We start from the raw sequence: 15,944 nt of genomic DNA on the forward strand, positions 1-15,944 counted from the left end.
AGCTCCGGTGCGATTATGAAGAAAAAATGGCCGTAAGGGTTGCCTGGAAGGAAAAGTAAGTCCATAATTGCGTCCGTTGTTTAGGCAACTGTTGCGGAAAGCTTTTTACAATCAAAGAGTTAGATGCTTGATTGAAATCTCGTTTCCCGCTCCAGTTTTCGTTGCACTGCATCTGCAGTACAACAGCCCCCTTCGAGGCCGGGTGGCAGAGTGGTCATGCAGCGGATTGCAAATCCGTGAACGCCGGTTCGATTCCGACCTCGGCCTCCAGTATTAAAGCCCCGCAGGCTCTACGTTTGCGGGGCTTTTTGTTTGTTCGGATTTTTTCGAATAATTTCCGCATTTCCCCAATCGTTTCCGCAACCCTATTAATCCTCGAATGGTAGAGCCGCCAGTCACTGAATTCGACTAGCTGGTGCGTGCATTAAACCGAGCTTATCTTGTTAACGCTGGAAATGGCCCTGCCATCCCAGATCATTTCATAGTGAGTCGATTGCACCATCGAGCGCACAGGCCGTGGCGTAAAGAGCCCCCAGCAAATATTGCCTGGACTGCGGACCGACTTGTATCTGAGTCCCGGGACGCGAGCCTGTTTCAGTTTGGCTCCAGCGACGCGGGCGGCGGCATAGCTGTCGGCATCATAGATTGGGTGCTCAGCAGCTATATCGGTCAAATCGCGCATGCCGGTTTGATCAAACTTGCAGCACAAACCTCGCAACAGCACGCGATCAAAGGCGAGTCCCTCCACTCCAGCCCAGTAGCTTTGCTGGTGACATTGCACCTCCGCCAGTGCGGTGGTGATAGTGTCAGCCAGATATAGAATGCCGAAACTGCCGTCACTGAAGCGTGAACCGGCTGGGTTGATATGAGTGAACGGTGCCACCGCATAGGAGCACCCCGGGCTGCCGAAGGGGATATCGCTTCTCGAAACGAACTCAAGCCGGCCAGCCTCATTCAGCAGGCGGGGGTTGGTGCGCGCCTGCAGTTCATACAGGACCTCGAACTCCTCCGGATCTGCCACATCGTCAAACAGGGCGATGGGCGGGTACTTCGAGTTGACCAGCCGGTAACTGGTCGCCTGAGCGGAGTCGACATCTGACAGCTCATCCCAGTTCACCACATCGCCCCTCGCAGCCCGTCAATTCGGCGGAAAGTCTCGTAAAGCGATGCAAAACTGCCCTCTGCCATGACATCCAATGGCTTGCGGCCATTGAAGAAGGCGTTGTGATTGGGCAACTTGACGAAGCCATACACGTTGTCAGGATTGTCGAACACAAGCCGGAGTGTGGCATGGATGTTGAGCACATAGCTGACTCTATCGAGCTGATCATTATCCAGCGTAATGGTCCCGTTACCCGCTTTGGCTCGAGCAAGGGTGCTGCTCGAAACACGGAGAGTCCTGGCCATCTGCTCGCGTAACGCACCCCAGCGCTCCATGATAGTTATCGCGGTGCGCAAGCCTGCAGTGCTTTGATGCTTTTCAGCTGTGATCCTTTGGATGTCTGCTAATGACATTGTGTCTTCCCGCCATGCCGCTCGTTGTCTGTAGACTGCAAGTGAAGAATAGCATATCTGCAGACTACACTTAGCTTCAGCGGACGATGCTGTCGTATTCATCTTCCAGCATCAAGAAGATCAACTCAGACGTGGTTACTCCTCTGGAGGCGGCAATGACATGCAGCATCTCACGCGCCTGCGCTGTTACTTCGGTGCGCACCATGCGCATGCAGGGTGCTGCTCTAGCACGCTCTGATATAACAGCTTCCCGCGCGCGTCTGGCAGAAAGTGCTTTCTGCAAGCGCGTGCGAGACTCCGAATCCAGTTGCTGGTCGACCAGTTTCTGCATCTGCTCGGCTGTATCCAGCAGTTCAATCAGCTGATAACGCAGCGATAACCGGCCAGCTTTTATCTGCCCAAGGAGCCACTGCCGGGCCCAGTACACTTCCTTGCGACTTCGCAATTGAAATAGCTTCTTCATCAGCTAACACCTCTGTTCTATGCAGTAGAATTCTATGGTGTAGAAGATAAAAAATAACTATTTTATCCGCTCTTGCGGAAATACCTGTTGGCCAAGCCTCAATTCAACGATGGAGCAGGTCATTCCTAGCCGACGTTCTTGCGGCCCAGCTCGATATATTCCTCGCGTAGTGCTTTGAGCTCCTTTGCGTTCCGATCTTCCAGCGACAACAGATGGTCGTGCGCACCCTGGGTGGCATGTAACAATGCATCCAGTTTGATATGGATTTCATCTGTATCGCGGTTCTGTGTGTTCTGGATCAGGAAAACCATCAGAAAAGTAATGATCGTTGTGCTGGTATTAACGATCAGTTGCCAGGTGTCGTTAAATCCCCAAAGGGGGCCGCTGCCCGCCCAGACGACGATGCCGGCGATAGCAAGGGCAAAGGTGGGGCCGCTGCCGGCTTTGTCGGCAAGCCATTCAGACGCGCATTCGAACATTCCTTTCTTGGTCATGTGTGCACCCTCAGTGTTAAGACAATAATTTATAGACCATCGCTCGGGAATATTTATCCGGACATGATCGCCTTGCCTCTCTTACCGGCCGAGTAGCGGGTACCGACGATCCAGTGACCAGCAATTTCCTCGCCAGTGTGGTGGGGACTACGGTGTTAAGCGTCTTGGTGCTGTTCAACTGGCGCACGCCTGCCGTAACGGACATAGGGATGATGATCGGCTTTGGATGCGTTACCACGCGTGGTCATCTGTTGCTGACCCACGCGAACCGCTTTGCTAGCGCGGCAACCTTGAGGCCCTTTACCTATGGCCAGATCGTCTTTGCAGAACGTGTTGGTTTCATCGCCTTCGATCAAGCTCCTGACTTTGGCGTGATGCTCGGCATCGGGATGATCATCGCCAGTGGTCTCGGTATCGGTTATATCCAAGGCAGGGCGAGCGCGTTTAAATAGTGGTTGTGAGGAAATGGATGACGCCGCCCAGATGGACGGCGTAGTGCTGCTGAGGGAGGCTGCATGACTAATGGTGGCCTTCCTGCTCAGCCATATATGCTGAGCAGGCGCGTCGGAGTTAGGATTGAATGGGCAGGGGTATTCAAAGCGGGTCACTTCTATCGGGAATATCCGGCTCATTCGACCCCGGCACTGTCCCAGGCGGCTGCGTCTGAGGCGTCGGTACGATATCCGGACCTGGATCTGGGGCTGGTGTCTTCGCGGGATCCTCTTGCGGAACATCATCCGGCCCCGGAGGCTTCGTGGGCGCAGGCTCCGGAGGTGTTCCCGGGTTCGGCCCTTGCTCGGGACGATGGTCACGCACCGGCTGTCGATGCCCTTGTGGACGATCAATCGGCTCAATACTCATCACTTACCTCCTGAAGAATCCGAGTGGCTCTTCCCATTGGAGGCAGCGCGAGGGTGATGGTTCAGACTTCGGCTCGGCCTGAGCACGGCAGAAAGTTCTTGTTACACCGATATGATCTGTGTAACATTCTGAATCTCTTGGAGTTATGGTCGGATTCATTGTCCGCCACCCGAGCTCGCTACCGAGCGCAGTAAGGTATTACTCAAACAAGTGCCAGCCAGCCCGGATGGCGAAATTGGTAGACGCAAGGGACTTAAAATCCCTCGGAGGCAACTCCGTGCCGGTTCGATTCCGGCTCCGGGCACCATTTAAATCAAGTGTTTATCCTGATCTTGCATAATCATCAGCGGTCCGCAAAATATCAGATGGTCCGCAATCCTATCTCGTCGGCTCCACCTTCTTGCCTTTCCGGTTGCGCACATAGTGCTCTGTCATGGTCACCGTAGTGTGCCCGAGCTGATCCCTGGCCTGCATGATATCTCCGCTGGATTCGGCTTTATCGGTCCCTGCTTTCGCCCGCAAATCTCGCAGCTGAAACGCTGACTTGGGAATACCTGCATCCTCTCTGGCCTTGTCGAACCGAGTGCGCAACATACTGGCGCTCATAGGCTCGCCGTCGGCCGCCACGACCAGTCTGGTAGAACGCACTTTGTGGCCTGCCTTACGCGCCTTAATTCTGACAATCAACAACGCCAGCTCGCCCATAAGCTCGATGCGTCGCTTTGCCGCTGTCTTTCCCTGTTTAATCCAAATCTGCCCATCCCTGATATCTCGCTCATCCATTAGCCTCACATCGGTCACCCGCTGGCCCGTCAGATATGCCAGATCCATGGCATCCTGCAGGCCGACTTCCGCCTTGTCATACACTGTTTTGTATAGCGAATCCTCAATGTACACATCCCGGCCAGTTTCTTTGTTGCCCTTCACGCCAGCGCATGGGTTGGCCAAGGCCGTATAGCCCATCTCCCGGGCGAAATTCCATATTGCTGACAGCAGTGCCTTCTCTCGGTTGGCTCGTACCGGTGCAGAGCTTCTCCAGCGCAGGTACTGGCGAACGTGCTGGGGCTGTATCGCATCGAGCGGTGCAGGCGGGTCATTGAAGAACGCCAGCAGGTTCTTCAGTTCACGCAGATTGTCTTTCTGGGTGGCGGGGGATTTGGTGGGCACCACCTCAACCAGATAGCGGTCAGCCACGTACTTGAAAGTGATGACCTCTTGAACCCGGGCGTCAGCAGTCCGATCGCGCTCGAATTCCGCATATTTCATGATAGCCAGGCCGTAATCACTGCCCAGCGGGATCTCTTTTCTCGGCTTCCCGCCTGTATCGTAGTAATAGTATTTTTTGCCGCTGGGCTTTAATCGTTCCCTGAACCGGGGAATAGCCCCCGGCCTTGACGGTTTTCTTCCCATCTTATGATGCCTTTCTTGGTTTCCATTCTGAGATGGCAGCCTTCTCGGGCCGCTGCTCTACTGCCGCCTTGGTCACACTTGGCCAGCCGCTTTTCTTGATCGTGTGCCGGATTCCATTCTGGCGCAAATTCGCCAGCTGACCGGCTTTTTGTTTGGCTCCAGTCAGGTCGCACAGCTCTTCATGGGTGAGAAACATGATTATGCCTCCCGGCGTATAGGGTGATGCCGATTAAAAGGGGTGGGGGTTGCCTGTACTTGCTGGGGCGTAGGCCTTTCATGGGATCGAGCCCGCCCCACACAGGGTTAACGATCAAGGATTGCCCATCGCGGCCAGCCCTCAAGAACTCCGCGCACTTGACGATCGCGACTGGCTTGCCGTTGTAGCTGTATCTGCCGATAACCGGGTACCGATCAAAGGGCAGGGCGCTGCAGTCTCGATCCCGGTTGGTGCAGGTGGCGCACATGCCACCTTTAGGTTGATGAGTCATGGCTTCTTATCCCTGTTTCGCTTTGCCAGCGCCCACTTCTTGTCTCCGGCTGGCGGTGCTGGTAGCACATCCTCCGGTAGTATCCCTTCCTTGCAGTGAGGGCAGAGCGGGACACTCTTTTGCTTTCGCCACGCCTCATCCATGGCCTTTGCGGCCCTTCCTCGGACTTGATACCTGGCCGCCTCTTGAGCTGCTTTATGCTCTGCCCGGATCTTCTTGCTGGCACCGTCGTGGAATTGAACCAGGCCGATAAAAGCATCGAACGGCTCAACATCGGTTTCGCAGTCGTTGCAGTAAACCCGACGCTCCCTTTCGTCATAGGTAAGGCGCAGGTGCCTGCAGGTCTTTATGGGGCGTCGGGTCAAGCCACGGGCTATGCGCAGGTCGCCGATATCAACGACCTTTACGCCATACAGGTATTCGTGAGGGTCAATTGGCGCAGTCATGGCTGGCCTCCAGATCCCGCAGATATACATCGGCCTGGATGCTGGCCGCGCCCATCTCATCAACGGCTGTGAACGCGGCGCTGATGGGCTGGTGGGACGCGCTTATCAATCGGACGCACTCTTTCAGGTGCTGGCGCAGCATTTTGTTTTCAGCTTTCAGGGCGGCAACTTCCGGGGTGTCGGTGAAAAGGTCAGTCTTCATCGTTGGCCTCCTGCTGCTTTTCACGGAATACCCACTTCACCCCCGGCCGCGTTGTCCGTGTTCGCTCAACAACCTGCAACCATGCGATTCCGGGCTGGTCTATCAACGGAACGGGCCGCCACGCGAACCACCGGTGCCAGCGCCATTCCTCCGACCGGTACTTGTATCCGATGATCATGCATCGCCTCCTTGCTGCTCCCGGTGGGCGGATAGGGCGGCTCGGGCTGCCATGAGTATCTTCCGCACATCGTCGCGAGATTGGCGTGTCATGTTATCGTGAATATCAGGGATCACATCCGCCAGATCTTCGAGCGCCTCTGCCAGACCGCCCACGTACGGCCCATCAGTCTCCCGGTGGGCGGATAGGGCCTCCTCAAATTCACGGCGTATCCGCTCCCGATCTCGATACAAGGTCCACTCGCAGCAATGCACGTCGGGATCGAGGGTTGAGGGTTTATCGGCGTCTATCCTCGGCACGATCTTATCCATAATGTAGTGGTCTACTAATCCCGGACACCAACGTAGGTGGTAAAATTGCCGCCATAAGCGAGGTGTCAGATGACCAGGAAACGACGCACTTTTTCACCCGAGTTTAAGCAGGAGGCAGCCAGCCTGGTGCTTGATCAAGGGTATAGCATTCCTCAGGCTTGTACTTCTCTCGGCGTGGGAGAAAGCGCTCTTCGCCGCTGGGTCGATCAATTGTCGCAGGAGCGCCAAGGTGTCACGCCCAAGGGCAAAGCATTGACGCCAGAGCAACGCAAGATCCAGGAGCTCGAGGCCCGCTGTAAGCGCCTTGAGATGGAGAAAACTATATTAAAAAAGGCTACCGCTCTCTTGATGTCGGACGAGATGAATCGTACGCGCTGATAGACCAGTTGAGTGAGCAAATGCCTGTCGAGATGGTCTGCGCAGCGTTCGATGTTAGTCGTTCAAGCTATTACGATTATCGCCAACGCCGGGGTCGGATAGATGTTGAGCGGCTTGCCTTGAGGGCAAAGGTAAACCGGCTGTTTTCGAAAAGCCGGAGCTCTGCAGGTAGCCGAACCATGGTGGGTCTGCTCAGCGAGGACGGCATAGCTGCTGGGCGCTTTAAGGTGCGGCGTCTGATGAGTGAGCTGGGACTGATTTGCAAACAGCCCGGGCTTCATGCCTACAAACAGGCGACGGTCGAGCGAATCGACATTCCAAACCACTTGGCACGGAAGTTTGTAGTCGATCAACCCGATCAGGTCTGGTGTGGCGACATCACCTATGTATGGACCGGTCAGGCCTGGAGTTACCTTGCTGTAGTGTTAGATCTGTATGCGCGCCGTGTCGTTGGCTGGGCCATGTCAGCCAGACCAGATGCAGACCTTGTTGTCGAAGCGCTGGATCACGCCTGGGAGCAGCGTGGCAGGCCGGACAAGGTCATGTTCCACTCGGACCAGGGAAGCCAGTACGCAAGCCGAAAGTTCCGCCAGCGGATCTGGAGATACCGCATGCAGCAGAGCATGAGCCGGCGTGGAAACTGTTGGGATAATGCCCCGATGGAAAGGCTGTTCAGGAGTCTGAAATCGGAGTGGATACCCGCCTTCGGCTATCGAAACATGTACGAAGCGCAGAGGGATGTTGGTGACTACCTGATGGGCTATTACAACCAGCAACGACCCCATACGTTCAACGGTGGTGTATCACCGGTAGCGGCGGAAGAAAAACTTAAAATACTGTCCGGTATCAGTTGACCACTACATAAGCGCATAAACCAACCCGCTCACGTCCGGCGCTGCGGGTGGGGCGGTGTAGTCATCCGCTTGGCATTCAGGGTATGGCCTGTCGCCTTGATCGAATGACTCTGGGGTCTGGCCTGTGGTCCAGCCGATTACTCCCTGACCATTGCAGCTCTGGCACTTGCCAGACTGCTCCACCTGCTGCTCTACAGGCCGCGGAGATGCCGCCACCAGGTCAGCAGGGTAGACGCGATCCACCATTCTCGTCGTAACTACCGGCGACGGCTTCCAGTCTTCGGGAATGCTCACTGGTCTTTGTGCCTGCTCGGCCTGTTGCTCGGGCGCAGGCGCGGCGGCGATAGCCTCGCGCAACCGGGATCGCCACCAGAAGCTTTTCTGACCCGGACCACGGTCGCCGAACTCCATGCCGTCGAATTCGCCCTCGCCAAGCAGGAACTTGATCAGCTCCACCGGCACCAATTTGTACTCGCTCATGATTTCCACTCCCCAGTATGCATGTTGAAGTCGCGCAACTCCTTTTTCAGGTCGCGCAGAATGTAATTCGGTATGTCTGCGCTGCGCAGTCGGCCTCGAAGCAGGCGGGCCATCTGTCCTGCCACCCTGTCGGCGCGGCGGATGGTGGTGTGCGCTTGCTCTACGGCGCCCACCATCTGGTCGAAGCTGATCTGGTCAGTCATTGATCGATCCTCTTGAATTCGATAACCCATACCCATGGATTGGCATCCCAGTCGCCGCCGGTTGAGTTCCACAGCTCTGCAAATGCGTCGAAAGCCGTGGTCACCGGAATGAATTCGTACATTGATCGGGCGAGCCCCTCTTTGCAGATTTGCCCGATGGTTATTTCTTGCAGCCGCTCGACGCGAACGCCTGTGATTTCCAACTGGATGCGGCTGGCCCACCGGGGCATGTGGATGCTTGGTTTCCATGGCCCGCCGTAGTCGGTACGGTTGTCGGCCTCGCGGTACACGACCCACTTCTCGCCAGAAGCTTGTGCTACACGGGTTTCTGCCCAGGTCTCCCGCACCCATAGGTGGTCACCGACCTGACCATAAGGGCAGCAGCTTCCTGCCAATCCTTCCCATCCGCCACGCTGGTTTTGCAGTTCTTGCTCAACGTGAACCATTGACTGAACCTTGTTTGCCGGCCACCGGTGTCCAGCAGGGCCCGGATAGTCGATTGGCGTCACTTCCGGCTGTGGCTTCATAACTCGGCGGGCAACCGTCTTCCGGCCATCCAGAATTGCGCTGACCATCTCGCCATTGAACAGAATGGGGCGCTCAGTCATCGATCTTCTCCTCTGCATGCCGGTACACGGCGTGATCCATGAGCATCGACGGCTCCATGTCACAGCTCTCATCGAAAGCTGGGTATTCCAGGTAACTCGGCGTGGCCGGGTGCCGCGGCGGGTACTGGACCTCTGCTTCCAGGCGCTGGTTATCGATCGCCTGTCGGTAGGCATCCCGGGCCAGTCTCACCAGCTCGGTATTGGTCATCCATTCACCGTCGATCCCGCTCAGCTGGGTGAGGGTGCCCTCGTTGGTCATCATGGTGCTGGCTAACAGGTTCATGCTGCCTCCTGCAGTGGCAGGCGCCACTGGTGGCTTGTTTCTGGCAATGAGGGTCCGTACTGCCCCTGGAATGCCAGGGCAGGGCATTTGATGGATGTCATGGGTTTACTCTCGGCGACTCGCCCCCTCTTGTGGTGGCGCTGTGATGTTGGATTGAGATATGGTCGAGTTTCATCCAAGGCCAAGGCCAAAGGTCAAGGGAGCAAATGGATATGTCGAAACGAATAATCACTGAGCAGCAGCTCAGTGGTGTAAATATCAAAAACTATGACGAGGTAGTACTGACAAGCAGTCCTAATGACTCCGTTGGGGTGGAGATTTTCGCTGTGCGAACACTTGCTCCATTTGTGGAGCCGCTCAAGGAGGCAATGCCTTCATCCAGGAGGCAACTATTGGTAGTAGTTGCCGACCCCGATGATGTGGACATCCAGATTCGTGTTCGCCGAGCAATTGATCTCAAGATAATGTAGGGCAACGCTATGGAGGATATTTTTGGGCAAGCCGTGCCGATCATCCAGCTTGTATTGCCGGGCTTTGTTACGACTGTAATATTCTATTGGCTTTCGAGTGCGCCAAAACCCGGGCAGTTTGAAAGACTGATACAGGCTTTGATCGGTACCGGCGTAATTTATGTGCTGGTGCAAGTAATCGAAAGCCTCGCTCTATATGTCGGACGTTATGGGGCAATAGGAGCATGGAGTGACTGGGTGATATTGTTCTGGAGCTACATTCTGGCTGTAGCGCTAGGGCTGGCTTTGGCATTCATTTCAGCCAACGACACTCTCTACAAGGTTGCGAGGCAGGCGAACCTGACAATGCGTTTCTCAGAGGGTTCGGAATGGTGTTTCGCCCACAGAACCCTCAGGGATAGAGGTGTTATTTTAAATTTCAATGACGGCAGGCGCTTGGCAGGATATCCGCGAGCGTGGCCTACATGCCCTGAAAAGGGGCACTATCTGATCCAGTTTCCCACGTGGATAGTGGCAAATGAGGGCGATCAGGGAGCGGATAATTTCGAGCCAGCGGACGGTATCGAGTATATGATCATCCCAAATAGTGAGGTTATGTGGACTGATTTTCTTTCCAAGCCAACCGAAGAGGTGTGATAGATGAACAAAAGTCGCCAAGAGGTAATTGAAGAGACACTCAAGAGAAGCATTAACGAGGGGATGAATGTGAACCCTGTAATGCCTCAAAATATTCTACCTAAGACGCCACCTAAAGCGCCGCCCTCGGCCCCTACAAGTGGGGCAAAAAAGAAATAGTTTTGTATAGCGGCCATCAGGCCGCTTCATCCCTCTGCGCGTTTGGCGACTGCCTCATTGATCTTCCGATTATGCTCCGCCAGCGCCTCCCAGCTCCATCCGTTCATGGGTGCTGTGCACTGGGCGTGGATCGGGCATCTTCCGCACCCGTTGCGGCGGCCAGCTTCGATGTAGTGCTGCTCGCAAATGGCAATAACGAGAGGGGACAGGGTAGTCATTATGCCGCCTTCCAGTCCTGCCACCCAATCACCGGCGCACCGGTCTTCTTGTTCTTGAGCGGCTGCCCGGTCGCATCCTTCTTCGGTGCTCGAGCGCGGATGCAGAGGTCTCGGCATTCTTCCTGCTCACGCATCAGCCTAATGAACTCATGGGCGAACTGGGGCGCGTCAAAGGGCTTGCATAGCTGGATGATGCGCGAGCCGTTCATGATGGCGTCAGCGCGGATATTCACTGCGGCCTCCCATTCCTCTGGTGTAAGGTCTTCTCCGCGAATCCTGGTAGGAACCTGCCGGCGGGCGCTGCTTATCGCGTAGCCGCGGGTCATTCCGAACACTGCAAATGTACTCATGATAATAACCTCTCGTGACACCCCGCCGTGACACTTACGGCTGGCGCATGAAGTCGCGCAGCTGGTCGCCTGGCAGGCGTGATGCGTTGTGGATCAATCGGGTTATGGCGTCCTGGCGTTCTTCGAGTTCGCAGGTGGCCATGATCTCGCTCAGTAGCTCTGCGGTGGCGTGGTAGATGTCCACCTGCAAGCGGTAGGCGAGGAGGCGGGCTTGGCGCTCTTCCTCCTTCAGCTTGTCCCTGGCGCGTTTCTCGCGCTGGCGCTCGGCAGGGGTCATTGCTTTCATGCCCACACCTCTCGCGCCACTGCGTTTTGCCTCGCTTGGGGCGTGCCCCTGGGCTTGAAGGGTAGGTGCTGGGGCAATGCCTGCTTCACTACCGGCTTGCGCCGTGTACGGGCTTTGCGGGGTGCTGGCGTCTTTGCCTCCGGCGCTGCTTTGTCTTTCAGGTGCATGACCTGGTTGTACTGGCGGAAGGCGTCCTTGCCCGGGGCGTGGCGGGCGATGATGGGCAGGGTCTCGACCTTGCCATTCCGGCGTTCGTAATCGCGCATCAGGACTTCATGCTCGGCGCGGAGCAGATCCCGTTCGGCGATGGCTGTCGCGTCAATCATGCTGGCTCCTCAAAAAGGAATGTCATCATCAAAGCTGTCGTAATCCGGCGCGGGCGCCTGATTCGGTTGGGCGGGCTGCTGTTGCGCTGGCGGTCGTGCCTGCTGGCGCTGGGGTTGGTTGCCGGGTGGTGCGCCGTCGAGCAGCTGCAGGGTGCCGTTCATATCGACCACCACTTCGGTGGTGTACCGCTTGATGCCGTCCTTCTCCCACTCACGGGTTTGCAGCCGGCCTTCGATGTAGATCTTCGATCCCTTGCGCACGTACTGCCCGGCAATCTCCGCAATGCGACCGAAGAAGGCCAGGCGGTGCCATTCGGTGCGCGTCTGCTGCTGACCGGTCTGCTTGTCCTTCCAGCTGTCGGAGGTGGCCAGGGTGAGGTTGGTGACCGCCGTGCCGTTGGGCAGGTAGCGGGTTTCTGGGTCCCCGCCGGCGTTGCCGATCAGGATGACCTTGTTGATGCCGCGGCTCATGCGGCCACCTGCAGCGGCTGTTGCCCGGCCTGGACCTGTTCGATATGCCGGGCCTTGGCCACTGCCGCCTGATACCCGATTGCCCAACCGACCACCCGGCCTGCTTGGGTGAGGCGCCAGAAGCTGGCGCGGGAGGCGTTCGGCAGCACGCGGTTGCCGGCGGTGTGGATCTGTACCATTGAGTTCATGGTGGTTACCTCATGCGTGGTCAAAGGGGCTGTAAATCACATCCGGCCGGCGGCTGGGCCGGGTCCGGGTGACTGAGTTGCGTATGTAGCGGTCCTGGTGGGTATCGGGCTGGCCGCCGACGCTGATGCAGCACACCGCCAGCAGCAGGGCGAGCGGGGCGATAATGGCCTTGCGTATGGCTTCGGCCACCAGGTGCGCCCGGCGGCTGGCGCCGAGCTTGAACATGGCGTTGGCGATGCGCTTACGCACGCTGTCCGGCGCCAGTCCGGCTTCGCGGGCGATCTCTTTGTCCGTCATGCCGGCCGCAACCAGCATGGTGAACTCGACTTCCCGAGGGCTGAGCAGGCCTATCTGGCCTTGCCATCCGTGTCTGATAATCATGGCGAGCCTCCAAGGCTATGCGGGCTGATGTGCCGGGTAACGCCCGGCGATTTCCTTGCGGACGATGCGCACCGCTTGCGGTGCCTCAGTGCCTATGCGCACTTGCCGACCATTGATTGCCAGCACGGTGAGCTCGATGGTGTGTTCGCCTGCGGTGATGATGAGGGTCTCGCCTGTACGGCGTGTCAGTGACAGCATTTCCTTTCTCCTTGGGTTCCGTTGCTTCGCGCATGCCACTGGTGGTCAATGGCATCTGGGAAGGTCTGGGGGAGGGGGGAAGGTGGCCAGCGGCCAACTCACCACTGCCCAGGTGACGGGCTTTGCGCTAAGCTGCACGCACCACACGACACAGCTTGCAAAGGAGGGCAGACCGAATGGCGGTCTCTGTATTGGCGCGATTTATCGCTGATGAGTGGTTCAAAATCATGATGATTCTGTGTTTTCTGCTGCTGGTTGCAGCCCTGACCTTCGAGCTGCAATTCGACAACCTGACGGTGATGCTCCTGTCACTTGCCGGCACCCTGTGGGGTATTGGCGAGATGGCTTGCCGCCCCTATCGTGAGATAGTCACGCAGGACGTCATCCTGCCCGGCTATGCGAAGATGTCAGGGCGGCCACGGCGGCTGAATATGGCGGGGTTCTGTCTGTTCACACTGGCTCTGCTGGTTGCCGGTGCTGGCGCTTACCGCTTGTGGCTGATACTTCCCTTATTGCTGGTGGGGTAACCGTCAGAGGGAGCGGCTGTTGCTATTCGGCGGATTCGTTGATGTTGATTACGAATCCGCCGAATGCCTGATAAAGCGGGACTCCATGAAGATACTGCTCTGCTGAAGTCTTGCTATCGAAAACCTCAATGCAGCTTTCGTTATCCTCTGACATGCATGGAATTACGATTCTGTCTTCGCGCTCGATCAGCGCAATCCATCTATCACTCATCACACTTCTCCTTTTTCGTTTCCCGGTACCGCCTCATCGAAGCGGTACGAGGAAATCTTTCTTCACCTGTTTTCTGTCGCCCCACAGGTGAACCGCCGGGGCTGATCTCACCGGTTACCCGGCTTATCCGTTCATGGCCTACGTTGTTAAAGAGCGGGGCCGGTGTTGCTGGCTTGGGAGTAAATTTACAACTGATAATTGTATATTGCAAGCGTAAGTTGTAATTCATTTCATTGAAAATTGTAGGTTCTTGAATCGCGAGCAATAAAAACCCGCCCGGAGGCGACAGGCGTTGCGCCGTAGTATTTGCGTGTGGTACTGAAAAACAGTACTATTCAGGTATGAAAAGAAAACACCAAAAAACCCTTGAGCTGATCTTTGCCCGCCCCGTCAGCGCCAATGTCCAGTGGCGAGACATCGAAGCGCTATTCATTGAGCTGGGCGCGGATGTATCAGAGCGGGAAGGCTCACGCATCGGGGTGCGACTGTTTGGTGAGATACGGGTGTTCCATCGGCCACACCCGTCGCCGACCACTGACAAGGGTGCAGTGGCTTCGGTGCGTGACTGGCTGAATGCGAATGGAGTAAAGCCATGAAGAACACAATGACGATTGACGGCTACCGGGCAGTTATCCAGTTTGATCCTGAGATTGAGATGTTTCGTGGAGAGTTCGTTGGCCTGAATGGCGGGGCGGATTTCTACGCGGCTGATATTGAGGGGTTGAAGCGGGAAGGGGCGGCGTCTCTGCGGGTATTTCTGGAGATGTGCGCCGAGGATGGCGTGGAGCCGACCAAAGCGTTTTCCGGCAAATTCAATGTGCGTGTCCCGCCGGAGTTACACGCTGATCTGGTGGTGGCCGCTACAGCAGAGGGCAAGAGCCTGAATCAGTGGGTGGTGGACGCGCTGGGACGAGAGGCTCATGCCTGATGAGTACGATGCTGAAACACCGGGGCTACTACGGCACCATTCAGCCCGACATTGAAAGCGGCACACTGTTCGGCAAGCTCGCTTTTATCCGTGACCTGGTCACTTACGAGGCCGATGATCTTAAAACCCTGGAAAAGGAATTTCAGATCTCGGTGGATGACTACCTTAAGGATTGCGCCGATCTGGGCAGAGCTCCTGACACTCCCTGCAAAGGGTCGTTTAACGTCAGGGTGGGGCATAACCTGCACCTGGCTGCCACGGTGGCAGCTACCCAGCAGAGCATCACCCTGAATGACCTGACCCGCCGGGCGCTGAGTGAGTATCTGGAGCATCGGGCGTAAGGCTGCGGAGCAGGGAAGGGTAGACACAAAAAAGCCCGCGCGGGGCGGGCGGACGTATTCAATCGCTGTCTGCGAATCCTTGAAGCAGGGTGTCTTGGATGTGCCCTGTGAGGATGGATGCTTCAACAGGGACGCCGCTGCGCATTTTTGCAACCACATGGAGATGAATGGCCCCCTTGCTCTCTAGGGAGCGGAAAAGATCCGTCAGTATCTTGCCGCTGCCTGACCCGTCCATGGGCATGCTTGCGGGTATCGCCATCCCGTCTTCACCCTCAAGGCTGACCCTGTATCCGGTGTCGGTTTCTGCTATACGGGTCACACGATATAGCCCGTCAATACGGCTATGTTGGCGTCGCGTGCGCTCTCGCTTGATGTAGTCAGGGATCTCGTCAGCACTCAAAGATAAACGACCAATCTCAATTGCGTCGGCATCGGCCACGCTTTTTGCCAAGTTAACGGCGGAGGCAGCAATATCGGCGTTAAGATTGGAGAGGCGGGAGTTGGCGTCAATTGCAGCCTGAACGACCTTTAGGTGTGCATCTGTTTGATGATGGACGGTCTCGGCATCAAGATAGTTGCTGTGGCCGGCGTAGGCGCCTATCAGCAAGGCGAGGCCAAGCACAGTGATCACCAACTGGTTGCCGTTCATTTTCTCAATAGCCCTCAACCCAAGACGCTCAACCACATCGACAAGCTTGGCTTCTGTAACCGAGCTTCCCTGGCTGAACTGAAAAACCAACTCTAAGTCTTTCTTGTCGTCATCCGTCAGGGATTGTGAGGTTTTACTATACACTAGGGCGGCGTAAAAACTATTGATGGCGGCTTGGTATTGTGCGAGCGCCTTCAGGGATGAGGCCGGCAACGTGCTCTGGTATTTTTCGCCCTCAGCCTTGAAGTAGAACTGCAGCCAGTCACCAAACGCGATATCGTATGACTTGCCATCATCAAGGCCGTTATCTAGCGCTTTCTGCAGAAGAGTAACAGCGTCATCAAAGGTGGCGGCGCTTAAAGTTTCAATATTCATTGCATTCCTTGCGTAAATTTATGCATGGGCGACGCAGCGCGACCACATCGGCTTC

The 15,944-nt window shown here is 56.4% G+C and carries 31 protein-coding genes and 2 tRNA genes; 10 read left to right on the forward strand and 23 right to left on the reverse strand.

Features of this window, described 5'->3' with window-relative positions:
* Nucleotides 1-196: 196 nt before the first annotated feature.
* Nucleotides 197-270 (forward strand) — tRNA-Cys (locus BLU11_RS07375).
* Between the two features lie 154 nt (nt 271-424).
* Here the strand turns inward: BLU11_RS07375 and BLU11_RS07380 are convergent.
* From BLU11_RS07380 to BLU11_RS07395, 4 genes are all read right to left on the reverse strand, one after another.
* Entirely contained in the window at nt 425-1,120 is a 696-nt protein-coding gene (locus BLU11_RS07380) for an RES family NAD+ phosphorylase (protein WP_090272739.1), read from the reverse strand.
* Nucleotides 1,114-1,515, reverse strand: a complete 402-nt coding sequence (locus tag BLU11_RS07385; protein ID WP_090272740.1) for an antitoxin Xre-like helix-turn-helix domain-containing protein — start codon at nt 1,513-1,515, stop codon at nt 1,114-1,116. Before BLU11_RS07385 ends, BLU11_RS07380 begins: the two co-directional genes overlap by 7 nt.
* Before the next feature lie 76 nt (nt 1,516-1,591).
* On the reverse strand, nt 1,592-1,978 hold the full coding sequence (locus tag BLU11_RS07390; RefSeq protein ID WP_090272741.1) for a hypothetical protein: 387 nt from the start codon (nt 1,976-1,978) through the stop codon (nt 1,592-1,594).
* A 125-nt stretch (nt 1,979-2,103) separates the two neighbouring features.
* Entirely contained in the window at nt 2,104-2,472 is a 369-nt protein-coding gene (locus BLU11_RS07395) for a low affinity iron permease family protein (protein ID WP_231702286.1), read from the reverse strand.
* Between the two features lie 113 nt (nt 2,473-2,585).
* Between BLU11_RS07395 and BLU11_RS07400 the strand changes: the two genes are divergently transcribed.
* Together BLU11_RS07400 and BLU11_RS07405 are read left to right on the forward strand one after the other, a co-directional pair.
* A complete protein-coding gene (locus tag BLU11_RS07400; RefSeq protein WP_090272742.1) occupies nt 2,586-2,924 on the forward strand; it encodes a hypothetical protein in 339 nt (112 codons plus the stop codon).
* 629 nt (nt 2,925-3,553) lie between these two features.
* Nucleotides 3,554-3,640, forward strand: a tRNA-Leu gene (locus BLU11_RS07405).
* A 71-nt stretch (nt 3,641-3,711) separates the two neighbouring features.
* Here BLU11_RS07405 and BLU11_RS07410 read toward each other — a convergent pair.
* The 6 genes from BLU11_RS07410 to BLU11_RS07435 all read right to left on the reverse strand — a co-directional run bounded on the left by BLU11_RS07410 (nt 3,712) and on the right by BLU11_RS07435 (nt 6,356).
* A complete protein-coding gene (locus tag BLU11_RS07410; protein WP_090272743.1) occupies nt 3,712-4,743 on the reverse strand; it encodes a site-specific integrase in 1,032 nt (343 codons plus the stop codon).
* A 1-nt stretch (nt 4,744) separates the two neighbouring features.
* Nucleotides 4,745-4,939: a DUF4224 domain-containing protein gene (locus tag BLU11_RS07415; protein WP_090272744.1), complete on the reverse strand. Its 195-nt coding sequence runs from the start codon at nt 4,937-4,939 to the stop codon at nt 4,745-4,747.
* 288 nt (nt 4,940-5,227) lie between these two features.
* Nucleotides 5,228-5,677 (reverse strand): hypothetical protein, encoded by a 450-nt coding sequence (locus BLU11_RS07420; RefSeq protein WP_090272745.1) that lies wholly within the window; start codon nt 5,675-5,677, stop codon nt 5,228-5,230.
* Nucleotides 5,661-5,879: a hypothetical protein gene (locus BLU11_RS07425; RefSeq protein WP_090272746.1), complete on the reverse strand. Its 219-nt coding sequence runs from the start codon at nt 5,877-5,879 to the stop codon at nt 5,661-5,663. The genes BLU11_RS07420 and BLU11_RS07425 overlap by 17 nt, the downstream gene beginning before the upstream one ends.
* Nucleotides 5,869-6,057 carry a hypothetical protein gene (locus tag BLU11_RS07430; protein ID WP_090272747.1) on the reverse strand — a complete coding sequence of 63 codons (189 nt, stop codon included), beginning with the start codon at nt 6,055-6,057 and terminating at the stop codon, nt 5,869-5,871. The genes BLU11_RS07425 and BLU11_RS07430 overlap by 11 nt, the downstream gene beginning before the upstream one ends.
* Complete coding sequence (locus BLU11_RS07435) at nt 6,054-6,356, reverse strand: hypothetical protein (protein WP_157718619.1); 303 nt, start codon at nt 6,354-6,356, stop codon at nt 6,054-6,056. Before BLU11_RS07435 ends, BLU11_RS07430 begins: the two co-directional genes overlap by 4 nt.
* Nucleotides 6,357-6,437: 81 nt before the next feature.
* Here BLU11_RS07435 and BLU11_RS07440 point away from each other — a divergent pair.
* Nucleotides 6,438-7,600, forward strand: a protein-coding gene (locus tag BLU11_RS07440; protein WP_090272749.1) for an IS3 family transposase whose coding sequence is annotated in 2 segments (ribosomal slippage) — nt 6,438-6,693 and nt 6,693-7,600 — 1,164 coding nt in all. Because the reading frame shifts where the segments join, the coding sequence is not laid out codon by codon here.
* 3 nt (nt 7,601-7,603) lie between these two features.
* On the opposite strand, the gene BLU11_RS07445 is transcribed toward BLU11_RS07440, so the two are convergent.
* The 4 genes from BLU11_RS07445 to BLU11_RS07460 are packed head-to-tail and all read right to left on the reverse strand — an operon-like array spanning nt 7,604 to nt 9,174.
* Nucleotides 7,604-8,080, reverse strand: coding sequence for a hypothetical protein (locus BLU11_RS07445; RefSeq protein WP_090272750.1), 477 nt, complete (start codon nt 8,078-8,080; stop codon nt 7,604-7,606).
* Nucleotides 8,077-8,283, reverse strand: coding sequence for a hypothetical protein (locus tag BLU11_RS07450; protein ID WP_090272751.1), 207 nt, complete (start codon nt 8,281-8,283; stop codon nt 8,077-8,079). Before BLU11_RS07450 ends, BLU11_RS07445 begins: the two co-directional genes overlap by 4 nt.
* Complete coding sequence (locus BLU11_RS07455) at nt 8,280-8,891, reverse strand: hypothetical protein (RefSeq protein ID WP_090272752.1); 612 nt, start codon at nt 8,889-8,891, stop codon at nt 8,280-8,282. Before BLU11_RS07455 ends, BLU11_RS07450 begins: the two co-directional genes overlap by 4 nt.
* Nucleotides 8,884-9,174, reverse strand: coding sequence for a hypothetical protein (locus BLU11_RS07460; RefSeq protein ID WP_090272753.1), 291 nt, complete (start codon nt 9,172-9,174; stop codon nt 8,884-8,886). The genes BLU11_RS07455 and BLU11_RS07460 overlap by 8 nt, the downstream gene beginning before the upstream one ends.
* Before the next feature lie 212 nt (nt 9,175-9,386).
* Here BLU11_RS07460 and BLU11_RS07465 point away from each other — a divergent pair, with 212 nt between their 5' ends.
* Together BLU11_RS07465 and BLU11_RS07470 are read left to right on the forward strand one after the other, a co-directional pair.
* Nucleotides 9,387-9,644, forward strand: coding sequence for a hypothetical protein (locus BLU11_RS07465; protein ID WP_090272754.1), 258 nt, complete (start codon nt 9,387-9,389; stop codon nt 9,642-9,644).
* 9 nt (nt 9,645-9,653) lie between these two features.
* Nucleotides 9,654-10,280: a DUF6338 family protein gene (locus BLU11_RS07470; RefSeq protein ID WP_090272755.1), complete on the forward strand. Its 627-nt coding sequence runs from the start codon at nt 9,654-9,656 to the stop codon at nt 10,278-10,280.
* Nucleotides 10,281-10,656: 376 nt separating this feature from the next.
* On the opposite strand, the gene BLU11_RS07480 is transcribed toward BLU11_RS07470, so the two are convergent.
* Genes BLU11_RS07480 through BLU11_RS07510 form a run of 7 tightly spaced genes read right to left on the reverse strand, consistent with a single transcriptional unit; the run spans nt 10,657 to nt 12,858 of the window.
* On the reverse strand, nt 10,657-11,007 hold the full coding sequence (locus tag BLU11_RS07480; RefSeq protein WP_090272757.1) for a hypothetical protein: 351 nt from the start codon (nt 11,005-11,007) through the stop codon (nt 10,657-10,659).
* Between the two features lie 34 nt (nt 11,008-11,041).
* Entirely contained in the window at nt 11,042-11,293 is a 252-nt protein-coding gene (locus tag BLU11_RS07485; protein WP_090272758.1) for a hypothetical protein, read from the reverse strand.
* The gene (locus BLU11_RS07490; protein WP_090272759.1) at nt 11,290-11,619 is read right to left on the reverse strand and encodes a hypothetical protein; all 330 of its coding nucleotides are present in this window, start codon (nt 11,617-11,619) and stop codon (nt 11,290-11,292) included. Before BLU11_RS07490 ends, BLU11_RS07485 begins: the two co-directional genes overlap by 4 nt.
* Nucleotides 11,620-11,628: 9 nt before the next feature.
* Nucleotides 11,629-12,090, reverse strand: a complete 462-nt coding sequence (gene ssb / locus BLU11_RS07495) for a single-stranded DNA-binding protein (protein ID WP_090272760.1) — start codon at nt 12,088-12,090, stop codon at nt 11,629-11,631.
* Nucleotides 12,087-12,278, reverse strand: coding sequence for a hypothetical protein (locus BLU11_RS07500; protein ID WP_090272761.1), 192 nt, complete (start codon nt 12,276-12,278; stop codon nt 12,087-12,089). The genes ssb and BLU11_RS07500 overlap by 4 nt, the downstream gene beginning before the upstream one ends.
* Nucleotides 12,279-12,288: 10 nt before the next feature.
* Nucleotides 12,289-12,660: a response regulator transcription factor gene (locus BLU11_RS07505; RefSeq protein WP_090272762.1), complete on the reverse strand. Its 372-nt coding sequence runs from the start codon at nt 12,658-12,660 to the stop codon at nt 12,289-12,291.
* Between the two features lie 15 nt (nt 12,661-12,675).
* Nucleotides 12,676-12,858, reverse strand: a complete 183-nt coding sequence (locus BLU11_RS07510) for a carbon storage regulator (RefSeq protein ID WP_090272763.1) — start codon at nt 12,856-12,858, stop codon at nt 12,676-12,678.
* 176 nt (nt 12,859-13,034) lie between these two features.
* On the opposite strand from BLU11_RS07510, the gene BLU11_RS07515 reads away from it, so the two are divergent.
* Entirely contained in the window at nt 13,035-13,385 is a 351-nt protein-coding gene (locus tag BLU11_RS07515) for a hypothetical protein (protein WP_090272764.1), read from the forward strand.
* Nucleotides 13,386-13,407: 22 nt separating this feature from the next.
* Here the strand turns inward: BLU11_RS07515 and BLU11_RS07520 are convergent, their stop codons facing one another.
* The gene (locus tag BLU11_RS07520) at nt 13,408-13,596 is read right to left on the reverse strand and encodes a hypothetical protein (protein WP_090272765.1); all 189 of its coding nucleotides are present in this window, start codon (nt 13,594-13,596) and stop codon (nt 13,408-13,410) included.
* Between the two features lie 341 nt (nt 13,597-13,937).
* Here BLU11_RS07520 and BLU11_RS07525 point away from each other — a divergent pair, with 341 nt between their 5' ends.
* Genes BLU11_RS07525 through BLU11_RS07535 form a run of 3 tightly spaced genes read left to right on the forward strand, consistent with a single transcriptional unit; the run spans nt 13,938 to nt 14,865 of the window.
* A complete protein-coding gene (locus BLU11_RS07525) occupies nt 13,938-14,192 on the forward strand; it encodes a type II toxin-antitoxin system HicA family toxin (RefSeq protein ID WP_090272766.1) in 255 nt (84 codons plus the stop codon).
* Entirely contained in the window at nt 14,189-14,524 is a 336-nt protein-coding gene (locus tag BLU11_RS07530; RefSeq protein ID WP_090272767.1) for a type II toxin-antitoxin system HicB family antitoxin, read from the forward strand. Before BLU11_RS07525 ends, BLU11_RS07530 begins: the two co-directional genes overlap by 4 nt.
* Nucleotides 14,524-14,865 carry a type II toxin-antitoxin system HicB family antitoxin gene (locus BLU11_RS07535; protein WP_090272768.1) on the forward strand — a complete coding sequence of 114 codons (342 nt, stop codon included), beginning with the start codon at nt 14,524-14,526 and terminating at the stop codon, nt 14,863-14,865. Before BLU11_RS07530 ends, BLU11_RS07535 begins: the two co-directional genes overlap by 1 nt.
* A gap of 58 nt (nt 14,866-14,923) precedes the next feature.
* Here BLU11_RS07535 and BLU11_RS07540 read toward each other — a convergent pair whose 3' ends face one another.
* On the reverse strand, nt 14,924-15,889 hold the full coding sequence (locus BLU11_RS07540) for a hypothetical protein (protein WP_090272769.1): 966 nt from the start codon (nt 15,887-15,889) through the stop codon (nt 14,924-14,926).
* Between the last annotated feature and the right edge of the window lie 55 nt (nt 15,890-15,944).

The organism is Halopseudomonas litoralis, from assembly GCF_900105005.1.
GTDB lineage: Bacteria > Pseudomonadota > Gammaproteobacteria > Pseudomonadales > Pseudomonadaceae > Halopseudomonas > Halopseudomonas litoralis.

Coding starts and splice junctions, on each gene's coding strand:
- BLU11_RS07385 (WP_090272740.1), bottom strand. CDS start 1,515: ATGTCATTAGCAGACATCCAAAGGATCACAGCTGAAAAGCATCAAAGC.
- BLU11_RS07390 (WP_090272741.1), bottom strand. CDS start 1,978: ATGAAGAAGCTATTTCAATTGCGAAGTCGCAAGGAAGTGTACTGGGCC.
- BLU11_RS07395 (WP_231702286.1), bottom strand. CDS start 2,472: ATGACCAAGAAAGGAATGTTCGAATGCGCGTCTGAATGGCTTGCCGAC.
- BLU11_RS07410 (WP_090272743.1), bottom strand. CDS start 4,743: ATGGGAAGAAAACCGTCAAGGCCGGGGGCTATTCCCCGGTTCAGGGAA.
- BLU11_RS07415 (WP_090272744.1), bottom strand. CDS start 4,939: ATGTTTCTCACCCATGAAGAGCTGTGCGACCTGACTGGAGCCAAACAA.
- BLU11_RS07420 (WP_090272745.1), bottom strand. CDS start 5,677: ATGACTGCGCCAATTGACCCTCACGAATACCTGTATGGCGTAAAGGTC.
- BLU11_RS07425 (WP_090272746.1), bottom strand. CDS start 5,879: ATGAAGACTGACCTTTTCACCGACACCCCGGAAGTTGCCGCCCTGAAA.
- BLU11_RS07430 (WP_090272747.1), bottom strand. CDS start 6,057: ATGATCATCGGATACAAGTACCGGTCGGAGGAATGGCGCTGGCACCGG.
- BLU11_RS07445 (WP_090272750.1), bottom strand. CDS start 8,080: ATGAGCGAGTACAAATTGGTGCCGGTGGAGCTGATCAAGTTCCTGCTT.
- BLU11_RS07450 (WP_090272751.1), bottom strand. CDS start 8,283: ATGACTGACCAGATCAGCTTCGACCAGATGGTGGGCGCCGTAGAGCAA.
- BLU11_RS07455 (WP_090272752.1), bottom strand. CDS start 8,891: ATGACTGAGCGCCCCATTCTGTTCAATGGCGAGATGGTCAGCGCAATT.
- BLU11_RS07460 (WP_090272753.1), bottom strand. CDS start 9,174: ATGAACCTGTTAGCCAGCACCATGATGACCAACGAGGGCACCCTCACC.
- BLU11_RS07465 (WP_090272754.1), top strand. CDS start 9,387: ATGTCGAAACGAATAATCACTGAGCAGCAGCTCAGTGGTGTAAATATC.
- BLU11_RS07470 (WP_090272755.1), top strand. CDS start 9,654: ATGGAGGATATTTTTGGGCAAGCCGTGCCGATCATCCAGCTTGTATTG.
- BLU11_RS07480 (WP_090272757.1), bottom strand. CDS start 11,007: ATGAGTACATTTGCAGTGTTCGGAATGACCCGCGGCTACGCGATAAGC.
- BLU11_RS07485 (WP_090272758.1), bottom strand. CDS start 11,293: ATGAAAGCAATGACCCCTGCCGAGCGCCAGCGCGAGAAACGCGCCAGG.
- BLU11_RS07490 (WP_090272759.1), bottom strand. CDS start 11,619: ATGATTGACGCGACAGCCATCGCCGAACGGGATCTGCTCCGCGCCGAG.
- ssb (WP_090272760.1), bottom strand. CDS start 12,090: ATGAGCCGCGGCATCAACAAGGTCATCCTGATCGGCAACGCCGGCGGG.
- BLU11_RS07500 (WP_090272761.1), bottom strand. CDS start 12,278: ATGAACTCAATGGTACAGATCCACACCGCCGGCAACCGCGTGCTGCCG.
- BLU11_RS07505 (WP_090272762.1), bottom strand. CDS start 12,660: ATGATTATCAGACACGGATGGCAAGGCCAGATAGGCCTGCTCAGCCCT.
- BLU11_RS07510 (WP_090272763.1), bottom strand. CDS start 12,858: ATGCTGTCACTGACACGCCGTACAGGCGAGACCCTCATCATCACCGCA.
- BLU11_RS07515 (WP_090272764.1), top strand. CDS start 13,035: ATGGCGGTCTCTGTATTGGCGCGATTTATCGCTGATGAGTGGTTCAAA.
- BLU11_RS07520 (WP_090272765.1), bottom strand. CDS start 13,596: ATGAGTGATAGATGGATTGCGCTGATCGAGCGCGAAGACAGAATCGTA.
- BLU11_RS07525 (WP_090272766.1), top strand. CDS start 13,938: ATGAAAAGAAAACACCAAAAAACCCTTGAGCTGATCTTTGCCCGCCCC.
- BLU11_RS07530 (WP_090272767.1), top strand. CDS start 14,189: ATGAAGAACACAATGACGATTGACGGCTACCGGGCAGTTATCCAGTTT.
- BLU11_RS07535 (WP_090272768.1), top strand. CDS start 14,524: ATGAGTACGATGCTGAAACACCGGGGCTACTACGGCACCATTCAGCCC.
- BLU11_RS07540 (WP_090272769.1), bottom strand. CDS start 15,889: ATGAATATTGAAACTTTAAGCGCCGCCACCTTTGATGACGCTGTTACT.